Source organism: Mycobacterium sp. 1245499.0 (assembly GCF_001673615.1).
Lineage (GTDB): Bacteria > Actinomycetota > Actinomycetes > Mycobacteriales > Mycobacteriaceae > Mycobacterium > Mycobacterium europaeum_A.
In genome coordinates, this window is record NZ_LZMG01000202.1 from 1 (window position 1) to 4,442 (window position 4,442).

At 69.8% G+C, this 4,442-nt stretch carries 3 protein-coding genes; all 3 read left to right on the forward strand.

Annotated elements, in window-relative coordinates; translation table 11 throughout:
• Positions 1–61 precede the first annotated feature (61 nt).
• Positions 62–1,234 carry a mandelate racemase/muconate lactonizing enzyme family protein gene (locus A5646_RS11615; protein ID WP_067021798.1) on the forward strand — a complete coding sequence of 391 codons (1,173 nt, stop codon included), beginning with the start codon at positions 62–64 and terminating at the stop codon, positions 1,232–1,234.
• A gap of 14 nt (positions 1,235–1,248) precedes the next feature.
• Positions 1,249–2,166, forward strand: coding sequence for a ketopantoate reductase family protein (locus tag A5646_RS11620; protein WP_067021800.1), 918 nt, complete (start codon positions 1,249–1,251; stop codon positions 2,164–2,166).
• Positions 2,167–2,227: 61 nt separating this feature from the next.
• The coding region (locus A5646_RS11625) for an AMP-binding protein (RefSeq protein WP_156765585.1) at positions 2,228–4,442 on the forward strand (2,215 nt) is incomplete at its 3' end.

A 4,442-nucleotide genomic window follows, 5' to 3' on the forward strand; every position in this document is an offset into this window, starting at 1 on the left:
GCCCGGCGCCCCGAGTTGGATAGCGGTATGCGACTGCCGCGGGCTGCTTGACGACCAGGTGATGCGGATCACGGCGATCGTCGAACGGTCCGTCGGCCTGGACAGCGGTCGGCGCGGCGGCCCCGCCAACGCGGTGGTCGACTTCTCCCGCCACACGGTCTCCCTGGTCGCGGTGATCACCGATGCGGTCCGCCACGGGCGGCCGGTGGTGGGCGTGGCCTTCGACTCGATCGGGCGGTTCGCCCAGGGCGGGATCCTGCGCGACCGGATGATCCCGCGGGTGCTGGCGGCCTCCCCCGACGAGCTGCTGGACGGGTCCGGATGGCTGGATCCCGCCGCGGTCCTGGCGTGTGCGCTCGCCGACGAGAAGCCGGGCGGTCACGGGGACCGGGCCGCGGCCGCGGCCGCGCTGGAACTGGCCTGCTGGGACCTGAACGCCAAGCTGCGCGACGAGCCGGCCTGCGTGACCATCGCCCGCCACGCCGGACGAACGCCCGCGCCGTCGGTGCCGGTGTACGCCGCCGGCGGCTACTACTACGCCCACGGCGGTGTCGAACAGCTGCGCCGCGAAATGCGCGTGTATCTCGACGCGGGCTATGACGCGGTCAAGATGAAGATCGGCGGCGCCCCGCTGGAGGAGGACCTGGCGCGCATCGAGGCCGTCATCGACATCGTCGGCGACGCCGGACGGGTCGCGGTGGACGCGAACGGCCGGTTCGACCGCGACGAGGCAACCCGGTGGGCGGCCGCGCTCGGCCCCTACGGCCTGCGCTGGTACGAAGAACCGGGCGATCCCCTGGATTACGCGCTGAACCGGGCGGTGACCGACTGCTACGACGGCGCGGTGGCCACCGGCGAGAACCTCTTCTCGGTGCCGGACGTGACCAACCTGGTGCGCTACGGCGGGATGCGGCCCGATCACGATGTCTTCCAAATGGATCCGGGACTGAGCTACGGACTGACCGAATACCTCCGGATGCTCGACATCGCGGCGGCCCACGGCTTCGATCGCGCCTTCGCGTTCCCGCACGGCGGTCACCTGATCAACCTGCACATCGCCGCCGGGCTGGGCCTGGGCGGCTGCGAGGCCTACCCCGGCGTGTTCGCGCCGTTCGGCGGCTACCCCGATGCCTGCGCGCTGACGGCGGGCCGGATCTCGCCGAGCGACGCCGCGGGGTTCGGGCTCGAGCAGAAGACCGGCGTGGCCGAATTGATCGCCGAGCTGACCACCTGAGACGGAGAGTGCGGATGAAGATCGCGGTAATCGGCTGCGGCGCCATGGGTTCCATCTATGCGGCCAGACTGGCCGCGGCGGGCAACGACGTGTTGGCCATCGACCGCCACCAGCCCAGCGTCGATCGGATCGCCCGGCACGGCCTGCGGGTCACCGGCCCCGGCTACGACCGGGTGGTGCCGCTGCGGGCCAGCACCACCGCGCCGGACGAGGCGATGGATCTGATCGTGCTCGCCGTGAAGGCCGCCGACGTGAGAACCGGTGCGCAGCAAGCACTTCCGATGCTGCGTGCGGGCACACCGGTGCTGACCATCCAGAACGGGCTGGGCTCGGCGGAGATTGTGGCCGGCATCGTCGGCGACCAGCGGGTCGCCGTCGGCATCGCCAGCGGATTCGGCGCGGCGACCGTGGCCCCCGGCCACGTCCGCCACAACGTTATGAAGGCGATGCGGTTCGGGGCGTACTCGTCGCTGCCGCACGCGACCGTCGAAACTATCGCGCGGGCCTGGACCGAGGCCGGATTCGACGCGGCCGCGGTCACCGACATCGCCGCCATGCAGTGGGAGAAGCTGATCTGCAACGCCGCCTACAGCGCCCCGTGCGCGCTCACCGGCATGACCGTCGGGCAGGTGATGGACGACCCCGACATGGCGCCGGTCAGCCAGGCGGCCGCCACCGAGGCGTGGACCGTCGCGCGGGCGTCGGGCATCGCCGTCGCCGTCACCGACGCGGTCGAACACGTTCGCGCCTTCGGCGCGCACATGCCCGACGCCAAACCGTCGGCGCTGCTGGACCACGAGGCGCGGCGGGTCAGCGAGATCGACCTCATCAACGGCGCGGTGCCACGCCAGGGTGCCCGGGTGGGCGTTGCCGCGCCGGTGAACGCGACGCTGACCGCGCTGATCAAGTCGATCGAACGGCAATGGCGCTGACTGGGCACAGCCAGGACGGGTATACGGCTGCGGCAGACGCCGGGATGAGAGGAAGCCGCCGATGACCGAGACCGTCACCGACCCGGGCCGCGACCAGCGACTGACCGAACGCGTCGAGCAGCTGTACGCCAACGACCCGCAGTTTCGGGCCGCCGCGTCATCACCGGAGGTGACCGACGCCGCGCATCGCCCGGGATTGCGGCTGGCCGAGGTCGTCGAGACCTATCTGCGCGGCTATGCCGACCGGCCGGCGCTGGGGCAGCGCTGCTGCGAGGTGGTCCGCGATCCGGGGACCGGCCGCGCGGCGACCACCCTGCTGTCCGGATTCGACACCATCACCTACCGCGAGCTCGGGGAACGGGTCGCGGCGCTGGCCGCGGCGTGGCAGTCCGGCCTGGCCGGCGGCTTCGCGCCGGGCGATTTCGTCGCGGTCCTCGGTTTCACCAGCATCGACTACGTCGTGCATTACCTGGCGTGCATTCGGTTGGGCGCGGTGTTCGTGCCGCTGCAGACCAGTTCCACGGCGGCCCAGCTCGGCCCGATCGTCGCCGAGACGCAACCCCGCATCCTCGCGGTGAGCGTCGAATCCCTGGGCACCGCGGTCGACGTCGTCATCGACGCGCCCTTCCTCGAGCGTCTGGTGGTGTTCGACTACACCAGCGAGGACGACGAACAGCGCGGCCACTACGACCACGCCCGCGCGCGGTTGCGCGACGCCGGGCACCGCGCCGAGGTGGTGTCGCTGTCCACTGAACTCGACGCGGGCCGCCGGCTCCCACCACCTCCGGTGTTCGTCCCCGCCGATGGCGAAAACCCTTTGGCCACACTCATTTACACCTCGGGGAGCACCGGCGCGCCGAAGGGCGCCATGTACACCGCCGACATGATGACCCGGACCTGGCAGCGACCGCACAGTCCATCGGTGGACATCGGCAGGCTGATCCCGGCGATCCACCTGCAGTACATGCCGCTATCCCACGTATACGGGTTGGAGTGGCTGATCGCCACGCTGTCCTCCGGGGGCATCGACTACTTCGCCGCCAAGAGCGACATGTCCACCCTGTTCGACGACATCGGCCTGGTCCGGCCCACGGCGTTGAACCTGGTTCCGCGGGTGTGCGACATGTTCTTTCGGCGTTACCGCAAAGAGCTCGACCAGCGCGCCGGCGGTGAGCTTTCCGGCGAGCAGCTCGACGAGGCGGTGAAAGCCGAACTGCGCCAAGACTTCATCGGCGGGCGGGTCATTTCGGCGATGTGCGGCAGCGCCCCGCTGTCCAAGCAGATGCACGCGTTCATGGAATCGCTGCTCGACATCCCGGTGGCCGACGGCTACGGGGCCACCGAGACCGGCGGCGGCATCATGCGCAGCGGCCGGATCCGGCGCCCACCGGTGACCGACTACAAGCTGGTCGACGTCCCCGAGCTGGGCTACCTGACCACCGACAAGCCGTATCCGCGCGGCGAGCTACGCCTGAAGGCCGCCAACGTGATTCCCGGCTACTTCAAACACCCGGAGCTGTCGGCGAAGATCTTCGACGACGAGGGGTTCTACAAGACCGGCGACATCATGGCCGAGCTGGGGCCCGACCACCTGGTGTATCTGGATCGCAGCAACAACGTGATCAAGCTCTCGCAGGGCGAGTTCGTCGCAGTCTCCCAGCTGGAGGCCACCTTCTCGACGAGCCCGTACATCCGGCAGATTTTCCTCTACGGCAGCAGCGAGCAGCCGTTCCTGCTCGCGGTGATCGTGCCGAACACCGACGCGATCGGCGACGGGGACGCCCATGCCCTGATCGCCGACTCGCTGCAACGGATCGCCGCGGACGCCCACCTGCACCCGTATGAGATCCCGCGCGACTTTCTGTTGGAGCCACAACGTTTCACCCGGGACAACGGGCTGCTGTCCGGGGTCGGCAAGCTGCTGCGCCCGGCCCTCAAGGCGCGCTACGGCGAACGCCTCGACGCGATGTACGACGACATCGAGGCCAGCCACGGCAACCAACTCGGCGAGCTGCGCGCCGCCAGCCGCGAGCTGCCCACCATCGATACGGTCCGGCGGGCGGCCGCGGCCACCCTGGGCCTGCCGGCCGACACCGCGCTACGCGCCGACGCGAAGTTCATTGAGCTCGGCGGTGATTCGCTGTCCGCCTTTTCCTTCGCCACACTCTTGTCCGAGATATTCAACATCGATGTGCCGGTGCAGACCATCGTCAGCCCCACCGCGAACCTGACCACTGTCGCGAATTTCGTTGACGGCGAACGCACGTCGGCGTCGA

What these genes read in the sequence shown, in the direction of transcription:
- A5646_RS11615 (WP_067021798.1), top strand. Translation starts at nt 62, where the DNA reads ATGCGGATCACGGCGATCGTCGAACGGTCCGTCGGCCTGGACAGCGGT.
- A5646_RS11620 (WP_067021800.1), top strand. Translation starts at nt 1,249, where the DNA reads ATGAAGATCGCGGTAATCGGCTGCGGCGCCATGGGTTCCATCTATGCG.